Source organism: Neobacillus sp. 114, from assembly GCF_030127045.1.
Taxonomy (GTDB): domain Bacteria; phylum Bacillota; class Bacilli; order Bacillales; family Cytobacillaceae; genus Neobacillus; species Neobacillus rhizophilus.
In genome coordinates this window covers 1078124-1091052 of sequence record NZ_CP126144.1, presented here as the reverse complement: position 1 = coordinate 1091052, position 12929 = coordinate 1078124, and the positions used below count along the sequence as shown (strand labels likewise).

The window sequence follows — 12929 nt, the reverse complement described above, 5'->3', positions numbered from 1 at the left end:
AAACAAACCTCTCATTAGCACAAAAAAAGGCAGCAAAATAAAAAGCCGCCTTTCTATTTGTAACATAATATTCCCTTGTCGGACTAATTCTAGGCACGTGGACAATCACAACCCTTCCCTCAAAATAAAATGAAGCAAGGAAGGTGATTGAAATGTCGTCCTCAATCAATATCGGCCGATTTAAGGTACAAGCACTCTCAAATAATGCAAACATTAATTTTGAAGGAACCACCCAAAACAGCCATACCTCCAACAACACCATAATCGGCGGCAATTTCAGCTTCGGAGATGGTTCCTCAAGCACATTCACAAATATAAATAACGGCACCATTACCGTTTCAAACGAAAACTCAGGCCAGGATTCCTAGTGGTACATTGGGTGATGCATGGGGACGGTTCTCATGCTCTATTTCTACGATGCCGGCTCATGGTCCATGTTCATTCATGGTGCCGCAGATTCCTAAAACGCCTAAATTGATGCACGAGAACCGTCCCTCTGCACCATTATTAAATCCTATATCCGATATAAAGACTCAGAAACCAGATGGGTGCGACGAATAATGCGATTCGCATTTCTGGGATGAATGCCATTAAGACGATGATAAGTGCTAGGAACGTCAATGATAAATAGGTGGAGATTGGATATAACGGCATTTTAAATGCTAGTTTTTCTTTTTCTATTTTTGTTTTGGATTTCCTGAACTTTAATTGCGTAATCAGGATGATTGTCCAACTTGTAATTACCGCAACTGTGGCAACGGATGAAATGTACAGAAACACTTTTTCAGGAACAATATAGTTCAATACTACTGCCACTAGTAAAAACATGGACGAGAACAGAATTCCGCGTCTTGGGCTGCCATTATTGCTAAGCTTTTCGAAATATTTCGGGCCGTTATTTTGGAGTGATAAATTGTAAAGCATTCTTCCCGAACTGAATAACCCACTATTAAAAGCCGATAGTGCTGCTGTTATGACTACGAAGTTAATGATATGGGCAGCACCCGGGATTCCAACCTTATCGAAAATTAACACAAAGGGGCTTCCCTTCGTGCCTACCTCATTCCAAGGGTATAAAATCATCATGATTCCTAATGCGCCAATATAAAAAATCAAAATCCTCCAGACTACATTGTTGATGGCTGAGGGAATGGACTTTTGGGGATTTTTTGCCTCCCCTGCCGTAATTCCGACTAATTCTACACCGCCAAATGAAAACATCACGAGAACTAGGGACATTAATATTCCTTTGATTCCATTTGGGACGAATCCTCCATGCGTCCAAAGATTGTCAAAACCAATCGGATGACCGCCATTCCCGATTCCTATGAAAATGATTCCTAATCCAAGAAGGATCATCCCGATAATCGCTACAACCTTTATCAGCGCAAACCAAAACTCAAACTCGCCAAAAGCTTTTACATTAGCAAGATTTATGATCGTAATCACGACAAGTACAGACAGTGCTGTCAGCCATTGCGGAATATCCGGAAACCAGTAATTCACATAAACACCAACCACCGTTATTTCCGCCATTCCGACGACAACCCACATAAACCAATAAGTCCACCCGGTAAAGAAACCTGCAAACGGACCTAGATATTTGTTTGCATATGAACTGAATGAACCTGAAACCGGTTCATCTACAGCCATTTCCCCCAGCGCTCTCATTATCGTGAAAATGACCAGGCCTCCGACTAAATATGACAACAGAACAGACGGACCAGCCATTTGAATCGTGGCACTTGAGCCATAAAACAGCCCAACCCCAATCGCACCTCCAAGTGCAATTAACTGGATATGCCTATTATCTAAACCTCGCTGCAACTTCTCACTTTGATGATTTTTCCCCAACCATTACTCCTCCTGCCTTTATGCCTCTACTAATTTGCTTCTATTACCTTATTTAAGAGATTATAATTACATAAGAATTTTCAAGCAATGAAGCAAATTAACGCTTTACTGTATTAAATGATGCATAGGGACGGTTCTTTTGCCTCATCCAGTGCCTGCTAAAGCCCCGTGTTCGAACATAGTACCGCATTCTGAAAAAACAAGAATTGATGCATGAGAACCGTCCCCATGCCTCAAAAAAATAGAGGCTGCTCAAGTTGAGTCAGCCTCTTTGGTGATTTTCTATTTTATCGTAATGTTTTTAAAGCTCCGCTCCACGCATTAACTTCTTCAAGCATGGCATTTACGTTATTGAGATGTAGTTCTTGTGGTTTAAATTCAGATCCATTTACAAAGTCTGTGAATAGGCTTAAAGTTGGATGTGTGCGAACATCTGCTACTTTTTGTTCGGCAAGAATTCCACGCAAATGTTCAGCTGCACGAGCACCGCCAGTTGAGCCATAGCTTACTATACCAGCAGCTTTGTTATACCAAGCTTCACGAGCAAAATCGATCGCGTTTTTTAACGCACCCGTAATACTGTGGTTGTATTCTTGAACGATGAACACAAATCCATCAAGGCTTGCCAGTTTCTCATTCCAAGCTGCAATGCCTGGCTCTGAACCATCTGTTGTACCTAAGAATGGAAGATTAAAGTCCGCAATATCGACGATTTCATAGTTGGCATCCCCACGTTTATCGGCAATTCCTTTAACCCATTCGCCGACTTGTGGGCTTACACGCCCTTGGCGTGTGCTCCCTAAAATGATTCCAATATTTAATTTTTCTGTAGTCATAGCAACTTCCTCCTTAGATTCTTTCCCAAATAGTTTACCTATAAAGCCCATCTTAATTACACCGCCTATAAATTTTTTATTTACTTGTTTCTCTCCGAACAATTGGCGCAACTTCTGTCGCTAATAATTCAATTCCTTCAGCTATTTTCTTAAATGGAATACCACCTATATCAATCTGAGCCATAAACCGCTGATGTCCAAACAGTTCGTGTTGTCGAAGGATTTTCTCCACAATCTGTTGTGGGCTTCCCACAAATAAGGCGGTATCTGGACCTGTCATATATTCAAAATCCGATTTTGATATTTTTTCACCTGTCATCCCACGCTGGAGGTTTACAGAATACCAGTAGTTTGAATAGTAAGGATAAAATTCATCCTTGGCCTGCTGGGTTGTCTTTGAAATATACCCGTGGCCTGTAACGCCTACCTTTAATTTTTCCAAATCATGCCCCGCTGCAGTGCCCGCATTACGGTACAGTTCTACCAGTGGCTTGAATCGTACTGGGTCGCCGCCAAGTATTGCCAAAGCCATCCCAACGCCTAACCTTCCAGCACGGGCCGCACTTTGCGGCGTTCCTCCTACTCCCACCCAAACAGGAATCTGATTTTGCAGAGGCCGCGGGGCAATTTCTGCATTTTTTAAAGATGAACGAAAGTTGCCCTCCCAAGTAATTCGTTCGTTTTCATTTAGCTTTAAAAATAATTCGATATTCTCAGAGAACAAAGCGTCATAGTCATTTATGTCATACCCGAATAGAGGGAAGGATTCTATGAATGCCCCGCGGCCTGCCATGATTTCTGCCCTTCCATCTGAAAGCAAATCCAGCGTAGCAAAATCTTCAAACAGGCGAACAGGATCAACCGTGCTTAATACAGTCGTGGTACTTGTCAATTTAATTCGTTTAGTTTTTTGGGCAATGGCGGACAATACGACCGGAACGGAAGACGTGGCATAGTCTAAGCGGTGATGTTCACCCACTCCAAACACATCAAGTCCAGCTTCGTCAGCGAGTGTTGCCGCAGCCATTATTTCCTTTATTCTTTGTCCTGCACTGACCGTTTGACCAGTAGTAGGATCTACACATATATCTCCAAGTGTATAGAGGCCAATTTCTATTCCAGTATTTCTTTCCTGTCCCATAACAGCTAATTCCTCCAGTTATGATGAATAATTTTTCATACTTTCAGGATAATGCGGTTACCTGAAGGATCAGAAGTAATGAACGAACCATTTTCTTCAGCAAGGGATGCTCCAATACTCTTCAGTTGAATTATTATATTATTTCTCTTTTCCTCATTTGCCAGCATGAGTGTAAATGTTTCAAGCCCAACACTATTAGGAGAAGGTGCAGGCGCTCCTACCCCATTCCAAGTATTTAAACCAATATGGTGATGGTATTTGCCATCAGAAATGAAAAGTGCCTGACTTCCAAATCGGTTTACCACTTCAAATCCAAGACCTTTTATATAAAACTCTTCTGTCTTTTTTAATTCGGAAACATGTAAATGGATATGTCCCATCACCGTGCCCGCAGGCAGCCCTTCCCATGCTGGCTGTTTCCCGCCAGAAAGCAGGTCGGAGAAATTCAACGGGTCAACGGCCATTGCCACCTCTCCCTTATTCCAATTCCATAAGGAAGGGTCACGGTCGATATAAATTTCAATTCCATTTCCATCAGGGTCAGATAAATAAAGAGCTTCGCTCACAAGATGATCGGATGAACCGAACCGCAAGCCGATTTCTGCAAAATGCTGCACGATTCTTGCTAAATCAGAACGTTTCGGAAGTAGCAGGGCATAGTGATACAATCCGGTTGTTTTTCCCTGCTTAGGTACCACGTTCGTTGGTTGCTCGATGGATAATAAAACGGTCTTTCCATCAGCAGTAAGGCTAGCGGACCTTTCAGATTGTTCCAATACCTTAAAACCAATCACCTGTTGATAAAAAGCTAATGAACGTTGTAAATTTTCTACCTTTAGGTTCACTTGGCCTACAAATGTAATAGGTTCACGATGAAAGTTCATTTTTGTTACCTCCTTTTAGGCTTTCTCAGAGCGAAACAGGACGTTATCCAAAGCTAGAACAGATTTGTTTGCTGCAGCAAGATAGATAGAAATTGCCATTAAAGCTAAGTCAAGCTCGTAGCCTGCCATTTGACCATTGCCAAGAAATCCGACAGCAATTTTTACTTTTACAATGGCAACAGCTAAAACAATCGCAAATAGTATCGAAATTACCCTTGTTCCTATTCCTAAAATAACCGCGATGCCACCAATCAATTCAATTAGAGCAACCACATACGCTGAAAAGCCTGGAAGACCTAAACTTTCAAAAAAGCCAGCCGTATTTTCAATGCCGCCTTGGAATTTTGCAACCCCATGTATTAAGAAGGTTGCCCCCAAAAATACTCGTAAGATAGTTGTTACCATTTCATTTTTTATTGCCATTTACTATGCACTCCTTTGATTTTGTTTTTGTTTTAAAAACAATTTGTTAGTTAGTTACTTTATGTAAGTAAGTATATTGTGATATGTTAGTAGTGTCAAGTATGTAATTTGTAAAAAACAATTTAATTATTTATAAATATGTTTATAATAATTAATAAGGAGTTGATTCAATTGGATAAATCGATTTGTCCTCGCTTTGAAAAAGCCATGGGGTTTCTGAGCCAAAGATGGACTGGTATGATTATTTACCAACTTTTATCTGGTCCGCAGCGGTTTTGCACGATTGAATCTTCAATTGGTGTAAGCGGCAGAGTGCTCTCAGAAAGGTTAAAGGATTTGGAAAATGAGGGAATCGTAAAACGGGAAGTCTTCCCGGAAACTCCAGTCCGAATCGAGTATTCATTAACCGACAAAGGCCTGGCACTAAAGCCACTCATGAACAGCATAGAAGACTGGTCACAAAACTGGTTGTGATGCATGGGGATGCATGGGGACGGTTCTTTTGCCTCAAATATTTTTTTCGAAATATCAAAGTTGAACCCTATAAACAAAGGGCAGACTTCCGCTTGATTATAATGGGAGTCTGCCCTATTTTTTGAGGCATGGGGACGGTTCTTTTGCCTCAAATACTTTTCGAAAATATCAGAGTTGAAACCTATAAACAAAGGGGCAGACTTCCGCTACTTCATAGTAATGGGAGTCCACCCCTTTGTGTTTACTAATTAATACTCACTTTCCATCAATTTAATCCGCTCGTAAAGCTCACTGTTGACAGGCGTAGGAATTCCAAATTTCTTCCCTAATTCCAAAACCGTGCCTGAGAATAAATCGACTTCACTGAATCGTTTTGCTTCGACATCTTGAGCCATTGACGGCTTTCCTTCAGGGCTCAATGTGCCCAGCACGGTTAACCAATAGTCTAAATCTGCCTCCGTTAAATGGACTCCTTCTTTCTCAGACAGTGCAATGACCTCACGCATAGCAGCAATCATCGTATCTCTTGCTTGTCCTTCCCGCTGGATTTCACCATAGTCGCTCCCGTAAACAGCAACGGTCTGATTCACACCGACGTTGAGCATAAATTTGCCCCATAATCTCTTCTTCATATCTGTGTCTACCTGATAAGGGAGTTCCATTTTTTCAAAAAATGCCGCTACACTCTTGACCTTATCTGAAATCTCTCCAAATTCCCGGTCCCCAAAACAAATCATTCCCTTATTGGCATAAGTTAGCTCATTTCCAATCTTAACGGCGTCCATGCCTTGGGCGACACTATATAGGATTTTATCCATTCCAAAAGCTTCGCCAATTACTGCTTCACTGCTAATGCCATTTAGCAGTGATAAAATGATTGTGTTTTCTCCGACATGATTTCTTGCAGCTTGGATCGAGTCCTCCAACCCATCATATTTCACAGCAAAAATCAATAGATCAGCAGGTTCGCATTTTTCCTCAGGTGTTACATAATGAAATTCACAGCGTTCGCCATTACAATAAACCCCGTCAGTTTGATACCTCACAATTCGAGCCTGATCGGCAATAATCCTTACATCATTCTTTGCCATTTTCCTGGTCAAATGATGGCCAAACAAAATCCCTAAAGCTCCTAATCCAATAATCGATACCTTTTTTATTTCCATAACAACCTTAATTCCTTTCTTGTGATGCATGGGGACGGTTCTTCTGCCTCATTCCACGGTCGGGCTCAAGGTCCGCATTCGGTATATATTGCAGCATACTTCCGAACGAAATCCACTGAATTGATGCATAAGAACCGTCCCCTTGCCTCAATTTTATTTTGTAATACAATATTTGCGGTCTACCCATTTGGAAATGCCGAGTGCCGTGACTCCGACAATTAGGTATACAAAGCCTCCAACTTCTATTGCATATCCAAAGTTAGGAAGCAGTCTAGGCAGAAAAATCATACCGAGTATAGATAGTGTCATAATGAAAGAAAGTAAGACAAAATCTTTTACTTTATTTGATACTTTGTAAACAGATTGTTGCAGCCATTTTAAGATTACAACCACATCAAGAAAAATGATACAAGCAACGATTATAAACGTAACAATGGCTGTCCCGACATACACAGTCTGATCGTTATCTTTAAAATAGTGGATAATGATGTCTCCTATCCCATTGACTACAGCTATTAAGCCTGCCAGCTTCACTAACAAAAAGACTATAAAATAGGCTGTGCTTTTCCCCGATTCTTTAGGTAACTGCTTGATCATTTCATCACAATAAGCTGATGGATTCTCTCCAAATATATCCACAGCTCGTTTTCCTTCTTTCTGTGCCTCAATGATATGATCTAAAAGCTCCATTAATAATTCTTCTGATTGCTGCTCCGAAACGGCCATACTCGCTCGAATATAAACGAGCATATTACCGTAATATTCTTCATTTTCTTTCGTCAATTCTTTTCGTTTTCGATTATTTAGTTCAATCAACTCTTTAGCGTTCATCATTAAACCCCCTATTTAACAATTTATCTACAGGTTTCTGAATATTTTCCCATTCTTCTCGAAATTCAGCTATTGCCTTTTCCCCTTCGATGGTAAGTTGGTAGTATTTCCGTTTAGGACCTGTTGGGGAAGCGCGCATTTCACCTTTAATTAATCCCTCCTTTTGGAGCCGAAGCAAAATGGGATAAATGGATCCTTCACTTACATCATTCAAGCCAAATTGTTGAAGCTTCTGTGATAGTTCATAACCATAAACCGTTTCTTTTTCAATGATTGATAGAATGCATCCTTCCAAAATCCCTTTTAATAATTGGCTTCTCAGTGACATAAACGTTTCGTCCTTATCGGTATCTTGTAATACAAGATACTATGTTTTAATTTAGCTACCTTGCAAAACAAGATAGCTTATTATACCCAGCATAACCCATTTTTGGAAATCGGTCAAGTCTTGATGCATGGAGTGGGAACATCCACGGGACACTTCTCCCGCCCCATATCGTGTCCGGCCCAAGGTCCGTATTCGGTACCTGATGCAACATATTTTTGATGCAAAAGAACCGTCCCCATGCCTCATTATTGTAAAATAAATTCAAAATAGTTGAGAATATGCCGATGGTTGCTTCGTTATAGTTAGTGAAAAAGCTTTTTCAAAAAATGAAGGAGATAAAATATGGCCGTTTCTAACAAGAATTTTATTAAACGTTTAAAAAAGCAAAAAGAGGATGCCTTAGAGTATGTCATTGATGAATATTTGCCCTTGGTTAAAGCCATTTCACTAAAAATATTACAGCCGCTTGGCAAACGTGATGCCGTAGATGATTGCATAAATGATGTGTTTTTAGAGGTTTGGAGAAACAGCCACCAATTTAATGGAGATACGGCAGATTTCAAAAAGTGGATTGGCACCATCACAAAGTATAAAGCAATCGATTACTATCGAATCTTTGAAAAACAGACTGCACGCGAGGCTCCTCCCGCTGGGCTTGAACAAATTAGTTCACCTACGAGTTTACAAAAGTCCGTATTAGATAGGGAACAAAAAAATGAGCTGCTTTTTGAACTATGCAAGCTAGCTGAAATAGATCGTGATATTTTTATCATGAAATACTTTTTAGAGATGAGTAATAGTGAAATTGCCGATTCCCTGCATTTATCAAAAGCTGCAGTCGATAATCGATTGTATCGTGGGAAGAAAAAATTAGCGGAAAATATGAAATTGAAGGAGCAATTCATTATATGAATGACTATATAAAGTTAGCAGATATCGATATTGAAGGAATCGAACCTGTGGAAGTCAGTGAAATGGAAAAAAAACGCGTGAAACAGCATGTAATGGGAACAAAGAAGAAAATAAAGGTTTTTAAATATATGGCAGTGGCAGCAACGATTGTACTTGGGGCCACGATTGGTGCTAGTTTTGCCGTACCATCACTCGCATCCCAGATTCCATTTATGAATAATATTATGAGTTACTTTCAAGATGAAAACTCTTATACTAGCAACTATTCGAAATTCGCAACAAACATTTCACAAACCCAGTCAAGTAATGGTGTATCCATCATGATTGAGGATGCTGTATTCGATGGATCTTCGATTACTGTTTCTTATGCGATTGAAACCGATAAAGATTTAGGAACAAATCCTGGCATGTCATCAGCATTTAACGTAAAGGGAGCCGAGGCAATTGGGTCAACTGGTACGATGAAAAAAGTGAATGCCACCACGTATGTAGGGACGGAAAAAATAACGCCAACGTTTCGTGGGAACAAACGCGACCGTATTGAAATCAGCTGGGAACCGACTGCATTCGTTAATCTTGAAACAAAAGAATCTGTTGCAGGGGATTGGCATTTCGCATTTGAAGTGTCCGCTTTGGAAAACAAAACGAAACTTGTGAATCGGTCCGTTACCAATCATGGTGTGACAGTTAACATTAAGTCCATTGAAACGAATGGTTTGTCGACAGTAATCCACTACGAACAGGTTGTAGATCCCCGTATTCTAGACAAATGGCCGCATGTGACCGCAGACATTAAAAATGTACAAGATGATTTAGGCAACAGCTACAGCGCCGATGGAAACGGCGGTGTTAGCCGTGACAACGGGAGATCCTTTGAATGGAGCAGTACAATCAAATCCATCAATCCAAACGCAAAATCACTAACACTTGTACCAGTCATCTACTATTCCCTTGGCTCAGGAAAAGGATTAGAAACAAAAGAAATGGACCCCATCACTATCGAGCTACAGTGATGCAGAGGGACGGTTCTTGTGCCTCATTTTTTTGAGGCACAAGAACCGTCACCATGCTTCATCTTAAGAAGAACATCCGCTTCCGCAGCTCGAGCAGGATGAGCAGCTGCTTCCCCCGCCATCTCCTCCTCCACTGTCCCCGCCGCAATTCCCGGAATGATTCCCAGAGTCGTCCGAAGAGGCGGATCCGCAGAAAACAGCGGTGGTGCAGCCGCTTGTATACTTTGCCGCTTCAGCAAAGGCAATCGTTCTCATGTAGTCCCAATAATGATCAAAATAAAAATACGAGAAAAAAACCATCCCCAGCGCGAGTGGAGCCATATCGCCATATGTCCGCTGCTTCGAAAATGAACCTTTCGGGTTAGCACGATACATATTATCAGCTTCGCTTAATTGCTTTTTCAGCCGATTAACCAAATATTCAAGAAGATCCTTGTTTTCCTCGCTCCGCTGAAAATATTTTTCTATCAAGGCTTCCGTACTATTTTCCTTAAATTCCTTTAAAACTGCGCTTTCCATTGGGTACTTGAAAAAACTCCCCCACGTTTTCCAGCTGAACTGATTAATTTCAAACAGCTGTGAAAAAATCCAGTCAAAAAAGGCTCTTTCCTGTGGTGCCGGTTCAGGATTGGTGTTCGGCGTATGATGCAGCATTTTTCCTAAGAATTTCTCGGAAAACGCCTGATAATTTTTTGTAAAAAGAATCATTTCATGCCAGATTTCATCGACGTCTTCACTAAACATCGGCGCCTTCTTTAAAATATTGGCCACGATGAAATACCGCTTTAATTCAAACAGCAGCCATTCAAATTCATCTTCACTCCGATTCGGAAAATCCTTTAAAAAGCGCTGTTTTACCTGCTGTATGTAGTCATCGTCTAGTGCGGTGTTCAATTGATCAATTAAAGGCTGTATCGGGACATGACTTAGTACACCTAGGTTGGCCGGGATGTTCTCTTTGGCTAATTTTGGCCGCCTTTTATCCGCCGACAAACTATATAGGACGATAACACCTATTACGATTACCCCTGCTATAATCACACCCGCAGTCATTCCAATCCCCCCTCATGGATGTCCTGTTTGGAAAAATTTCCTAACCAATAAAAATTATAATACAAAGATAATATAGTTTTTAAGGTTTTTTCAGAAAATTTACCCAAACTTAACAATCCTTGTTGATGCATGGGGACGGTTCTCTTGCCTCATCCTGCGGTGCCGAATCAGGGTTCCTATTTAGTGAATAACCTTGAAATGATGCATAAGAACCGTCCCCATGCATCATTCTAAAATTATCCTACACGAGAGATGGAGTTTCTTAGACATGCAGATGGAGCGTTTGATCTTGGCTGCAATGTGGCTGTTCGGCTTTGCTGGCTTTCTTTTGTTTATTCCACGAAAAGATTGGCGCAAGGGAATCTTGGCCTTCATGATGTTTCAAGCCATCATCTGGCTTTGCGATATGCCTTCGTTTCAACTTGGTTTGTTAAGTGCGCCTGTTCGGGAGTTCCCTAAAGCGAGCCATCTCCCCATTACAATCGATTATTGGTTTTATCCAATTTTGTTTTCCCTATATTACGTGCATAAGAAAGTGAAGGGCAGCCGATGGCCCAGATTTACATACTTTTTGGTTTGGGTCTCTGCCATCACGTTGTTTGATATTACCCTCGAGAGATTTACTGATTTATTAGAATATAAATGGTTGACTTGGTGGGGGATGTGGATTTACATTTGGTTTCTCTTTTACGTGAGTCAAGTCTTGTGCAATTGGTTCTTTAAAGACAAAGCTGTGTTTCAAACAGAACGGCGGGGTATCTGATGAGAATGGAATGGTGGATCTTAATTTCCGTCTACGCAGTGTCAACAGGGATACTTTTCTTCATACCGAAAAATAAATTTCGCCTTGCCGTCGTGGCTATATTGTTCAAACAGGTTATTACCTTTCTTATAGGTTTAGTAGTCGTGGAGCTTGGACTGCTTGAATATCCTGTTCGATTATTTCCTTCTGTCAATCGGACGAGCTTCACATATGAGTACTTTGCTTTTCCGGTCATATGTGCCGCCTTTAATGTTTGGTATCCCAATAACCGAAGTACTATTTTTCAATTGGCTTATTATGTAGGCTTTACCTCCGTGTTGACGATCGGCGAAATTATTATCGAAAAATACACCGACCTCATTACATACATACACTGGGCCTGGTATATATCTTGGATTTCCATTTGCCTTGCGTTCTATATATCACGTTTATTTTGTAACTGGTTTTTCGCAAAATGATGCATGGAGACGGTTCTCTTGCCTCATCCGTAGTGTCGGTCCAAATTCCATGATGGTTGCATGGAGCTGTGCGGAAGCCTCATGCATCATCCATCATTCCTTGAGTATCCTCCACTCAATAACGATGAAATTAACAATGATACCAACCCATATATTCACGTTCAGCACCTTTTCTACCATTGCCTCCCTGCCTTCCGGAAGAGAGAAGCCGTTTAAAATGCCATAGGTTAATAGCAATACCGGTACGACAAGGCGTCCGGTTACTGCTACTAGCGTGATACCAAAACTGCGAATCATCCATTTGCGATGCTCGTCAAAATCTTTTCTCACAGCGGTTCGATAACCTTTCCAGCAGGTGAAAAGCCATAAAAGTGCTAATACTGAGAAGGAAGTAGCTTTTGAAAAATCCTCAACGTAAAATGTGTATACCAATGCGAGAATCGCGCTAATGAAAACACTGCCTACATACACTCTTCCAAGATAACGATGGACCTTAGGTGCCTTTATTCTCAGCGGCTCCAGAAATTGAAAAAAGCCCGATAGCAGTGCAACACATGCTGTAATAATATGAGCAACTAATAAAGGAAATTGTATGGCCGCCGCTGTGAAAGAAACACGGCTATTTGCGGGATTAAATGTCAAATAGGGGGCCGCAAAGGGAATGCTGACTCCCAAGGATAAAATGACTAAAATCCACCAGCTTTTTTTAGGTTTCAATCTAATTCACACTCCAATTTTGTTACTATCTCCTGTAGTAATGGTAATGGATGTGTCTAAATGGATTCTAAACGAA

At 40.9% G+C, this 12929-nt stretch carries 16 protein-coding genes; 6 read left to right on the top strand and 10 right to left on the bottom strand.

The window, feature by feature from the left end:
* The first annotated feature begins 152 nt into the window (after positions 1 to 152).
* Positions 153 to 368: a spore germination protein gene (locus QNN06_RS05365; RefSeq protein WP_213118455.1), complete on the top strand. Its 216-nt coding sequence runs from the start codon at positions 153 to 155 to the stop codon at positions 366 to 368.
* 139 nt (positions 369 to 507) lie between these two features.
* On the opposite strand, the gene QNN06_RS05360 is transcribed toward QNN06_RS05365, so the two are convergent.
* From QNN06_RS05360 to QNN06_RS05340, 5 genes are all read right to left on the bottom strand, one after another.
* Positions 508 to 1854, bottom strand: a complete 1347-nt coding sequence (locus tag QNN06_RS05360) for an amino acid permease (RefSeq protein ID WP_284037181.1) — start codon at positions 1852 to 1854, stop codon at positions 508 to 510.
* Positions 1855 to 2141: 287 nt separating this feature from the next.
* The gene (locus tag QNN06_RS05355) at positions 2142 to 2741 is read right to left on the bottom strand and encodes an NADPH-dependent FMN reductase (RefSeq protein WP_213118896.1); all 600 of its coding nucleotides are present in this window, start codon (positions 2739 to 2741) and stop codon (positions 2142 to 2144) included.
* Between the two features lie 25 nt (positions 2742 to 2766).
* Positions 2767 to 3831: an LLM class flavin-dependent oxidoreductase gene (locus QNN06_RS05350; RefSeq protein WP_213118457.1), complete on the bottom strand. Its 1065-nt coding sequence runs from the start codon at positions 3829 to 3831 to the stop codon at positions 2767 to 2769.
* A gap of 35 nt (positions 3832 to 3866) precedes the next feature.
* Positions 3867 to 4715 (bottom strand): VOC family protein, encoded by an 849-nt coding sequence (locus QNN06_RS05345; RefSeq protein ID WP_213118458.1) that lies wholly within the window; start codon positions 4713 to 4715, stop codon positions 3867 to 3869.
* Between the two features lie 15 nt (positions 4716 to 4730).
* Positions 4731 to 5138: a DoxX family protein gene (locus tag QNN06_RS05340; protein WP_284037180.1), complete on the bottom strand. Its 408-nt coding sequence runs from the start codon at positions 5136 to 5138 to the stop codon at positions 4731 to 4733.
* A 171-nt stretch (positions 5139 to 5309) separates the two neighbouring features.
* Here QNN06_RS05340 and QNN06_RS05335 point away from each other — a divergent pair, with 171 nt between their 5' ends.
* The gene (locus QNN06_RS05335; RefSeq protein WP_284037179.1) at positions 5310 to 5612 is read left to right on the top strand and encodes a winged helix-turn-helix transcriptional regulator; all 303 of its coding nucleotides are present in this window, start codon (positions 5310 to 5312) and stop codon (positions 5610 to 5612) included.
* Positions 5613 to 5860: 248 nt separating this feature from the next.
* Here QNN06_RS05335 and QNN06_RS05330 read toward each other — a convergent pair whose 3' ends face one another.
* The 3 genes from QNN06_RS05330 to QNN06_RS05320 form a co-directional block, all read right to left on the bottom strand.
* Positions 5861 to 6778: a ketopantoate reductase family protein gene (locus tag QNN06_RS05330; protein WP_284037898.1), complete on the bottom strand. Its 918-nt coding sequence runs from the start codon at positions 6776 to 6778 to the stop codon at positions 5861 to 5863.
* A 153-nt stretch (positions 6779 to 6931) separates the two neighbouring features.
* Positions 6932 to 7609 (bottom strand): DUF1129 family protein, encoded by a 678-nt coding sequence (locus QNN06_RS05325; RefSeq protein ID WP_284037178.1) that lies wholly within the window; start codon positions 7607 to 7609, stop codon positions 6932 to 6934.
* A complete protein-coding gene (locus QNN06_RS05320) occupies positions 7599 to 7937 on the bottom strand; it encodes a PadR family transcriptional regulator (RefSeq protein ID WP_213118462.1) in 339 nt (112 codons plus the stop codon). Before QNN06_RS05320 ends, QNN06_RS05325 begins: the two co-directional genes overlap by 11 nt.
* A gap of 342 nt (positions 7938 to 8279) precedes the next feature.
* Between QNN06_RS05320 and QNN06_RS05315 the strand changes: the two genes are divergently transcribed.
* On the top strand, positions 8280 to 8849 hold the full coding sequence (locus QNN06_RS05315) for a sigma-70 family RNA polymerase sigma factor (RefSeq protein WP_284037177.1): 570 nt from the start codon (positions 8280 to 8282) through the stop codon (positions 8847 to 8849).
* A complete protein-coding gene (locus QNN06_RS05310) occupies positions 8846 to 9862 on the top strand; it encodes a DUF4179 domain-containing protein (protein WP_284037176.1) in 1017 nt (338 codons plus the stop codon). The genes QNN06_RS05315 and QNN06_RS05310 overlap by 4 nt, the downstream gene beginning before the upstream one ends.
* 63 nt (positions 9863 to 9925) lie before the next feature.
* Here the strand turns inward: QNN06_RS05310 and QNN06_RS05305 are convergent, their stop codons facing one another.
* Complete coding sequence (locus QNN06_RS05305; protein WP_284037175.1) at positions 9926 to 10915, bottom strand: glycine-rich domain-containing protein; 990 nt, start codon at positions 10913 to 10915, stop codon at positions 9926 to 9928.
* A 268-nt stretch (positions 10916 to 11183) separates the two neighbouring features.
* On the opposite strand from QNN06_RS05305, the gene QNN06_RS05300 reads away from it, so the two are divergent.
* Positions 11184 to 11678 (top strand): CBO0543 family protein, encoded by a 495-nt coding sequence (locus tag QNN06_RS05300; protein ID WP_217034929.1) that lies wholly within the window; start codon positions 11184 to 11186, stop codon positions 11676 to 11678.
* A complete protein-coding gene (locus tag QNN06_RS05295; protein WP_213118467.1) occupies positions 11678 to 12136 on the top strand; it encodes a CBO0543 family protein in 459 nt (152 codons plus the stop codon). The genes QNN06_RS05300 and QNN06_RS05295 overlap by 1 nt, the downstream gene beginning before the upstream one ends.
* A gap of 93 nt (positions 12137 to 12229) precedes the next feature.
* Here the strand turns inward: QNN06_RS05295 and QNN06_RS05290 are convergent, their stop codons facing one another.
* On the bottom strand, positions 12230 to 12853 hold the full coding sequence (locus tag QNN06_RS05290) for a DUF2306 domain-containing protein (protein WP_284037174.1): 624 nt from the start codon (positions 12851 to 12853) through the stop codon (positions 12230 to 12232).
* Positions 12854 to 12929 lie beyond the last annotated feature (76 nt).

Coding starts and splice junctions, on each gene's coding strand:
- QNN06_RS05300 (WP_217034929.1), top strand. CDS start 11,184: ATGCAGATGGAGCGTTTGATCTTGGCTGCAATGTGGCTGTTCGGCTTT.
- QNN06_RS05350 (WP_213118457.1), bottom strand. CDS start 3,831: ATGGGACAGGAAAGAAATACTGGAATAGAAATTGGCCTCTATACACTT.
- QNN06_RS05325 (WP_284037178.1), bottom strand. CDS start 7,609: ATGAACGCTAAAGAGTTGATTGAACTAAATAATCGAAAACGAAAAGAA.
- QNN06_RS05295 (WP_213118467.1), top strand. CDS start 11,678: ATGAGAATGGAATGGTGGATCTTAATTTCCGTCTACGCAGTGTCAACA.
- QNN06_RS05340 (WP_284037180.1), bottom strand. CDS start 5,138: ATGGCAATAAAAAATGAAATGGTAACAACTATCTTACGAGTATTTTTG.
- QNN06_RS05310 (WP_284037176.1), top strand. CDS start 8,846: ATGAATGACTATATAAAGTTAGCAGATATCGATATTGAAGGAATCGAA.
- QNN06_RS05315 (WP_284037177.1), top strand. CDS start 8,280: ATGGCCGTTTCTAACAAGAATTTTATTAAACGTTTAAAAAAGCAAAAA.
- QNN06_RS05355 (WP_213118896.1), bottom strand. CDS start 2,741: ATGGGCTTTATAGGTAAACTATTTGGGAAAGAATCTAAGGAGGAAGTT.
- QNN06_RS05365 (WP_213118455.1), top strand. CDS start 153: ATGTCGTCCTCAATCAATATCGGCCGATTTAAGGTACAAGCACTCTCA.
- QNN06_RS05330 (WP_284037898.1), bottom strand. CDS start 6,778: ATGGAAATAAAAAAGGTATCGATTATTGGATTAGGAGCTTTAGGGATT.
- QNN06_RS05320 (WP_213118462.1), bottom strand. CDS start 7,937: ATGTCACTGAGAAGCCAATTATTAAAAGGGATTTTGGAAGGATGCATT.
- QNN06_RS05345 (WP_213118458.1), bottom strand. CDS start 4,715: ATGAACTTTCATCGTGAACCTATTACATTTGTAGGCCAAGTGAACCTA.
- QNN06_RS05305 (WP_284037175.1), bottom strand. CDS start 10,915: ATGACTGCGGGTGTGATTATAGCAGGGGTAATCGTAATAGGTGTTATC.